This is a genomic window from Anaerotignum faecicola (genome assembly GCA_024460105.1).
Lineage (GTDB): Bacteria > Bacillota > Clostridia > Lachnospirales > Anaerotignaceae > JANFXS01.
Genome location: JANFXS010000395.1, coordinates 1 through 421, shown reverse-complemented (window position 1 = coordinate 421; position 421 = coordinate 1). Strand labels below are relative to the sequence as shown.

Genomic DNA, 421 nt, shown 5'->3' with positions numbered 1-421 from the left:
CATAGATTGATATTGTGTACAGGACTATCTTCCTGTATTTTTCGTACAGAATTGTAAATTTATCACACTCCTCTTTCGTATCAAATACAAACAATATCATCCTCAGTCTCCTCCCGGTTATCAATGCTTTGCCTCTGGCAATCATTCTTATATCGGTATATCACAGTTTTCACTTCCTTACTGAATCTGTCTCCAGTCCAATGCTGTTGTAAGTGCGGTTTCGTAGCTTTGAATTTTAGTATTGTATTCTTCCTCTGTAATTTCAGTTCCATTTTGAGAATAGGTAAACATGGCAGTATCTCCCTCCTGGGAACCTGCTGAGGCAAAGGAATCCACCAATTTGTGACTTACCCCATCGGCATCTATCCTGTAAAAATCAACTCCAGATTCTCCCGCGCTGCCGCTATAACACACTTTTATA

At 39.7% G+C, this 421-nt stretch carries 1 protein-coding gene; it reads right to left on the bottom strand.

Annotated features, from left to right (window positions below; translation table 11 throughout):
- Window positions 1-177: 177 nt before the first annotated feature.
- A partial coding sequence (locus NE664_14545; protein ID MCQ4727854.1) for a hypothetical protein occupies window positions 178-421 on the bottom strand: 244 nt, incomplete at its 5' end.